Genomic DNA, 471 nt, shown 5'->3' with positions numbered 1-471 from the left:
AGTTTGCAGCTCTCGATCAGGGAGGCGACGATTCCCCAATGCTCTGCTCCGCGGTCGTGGCCGGCGAAGAGTGCGTTTTTCCTGTTCAGAGCCAGAGGCCTGATGGAACGCTCGACGGTGTTTGTGTCCATCTCGATGCGCCCGTCGTTCGCGAACAGGATGAGGCCGTCCCAATGGTGGAGAGCATAGCGGATGGCCTTGGCCATTTTGGAGCCGCCGGGAACGAGGGAGAGGGTCTTGTCGAGCCAGGATTTGAACCGATCGAGTAGCGGCATGCTCTTGGCCTGCCGGACCTTGCGGCGCGCTTCGGCGCTCTGGCCACGGATGGTTTCCTCGATTTTGTAAAGCGCTGCGATCTGCGCGAGCGCGGCGTCGGCGAGCGGCGCGTTGCCGCCCACAGCGATTTCATAGAACCGCCTCCTCAGGTGCGTCCAGCAGAAGGACAGGATGAGCGGTGCCGACGCTGGCCGG

1 protein-coding gene is annotated in these 471 nt (G+C 63.1%); it reads right to left on the bottom strand.

All coding sequences use genetic code 11. The features are described 5' to 3' along the window. On the bottom strand, positions 1 to 471 hold a 471-nt coding region (locus KKP04_RS15295; RefSeq protein ID WP_215033549.1), incomplete at both ends, for a transposase.

It is taken from the genome of Rhodomicrobium sp. Az07, assembly GCF_018619475.1.
GTDB lineage: Bacteria > Pseudomonadota > Alphaproteobacteria > Rhizobiales > Rhodomicrobiaceae > Rhodomicrobium.
This window is presented reverse-complemented; position numbering and strand designations above follow the sequence as displayed.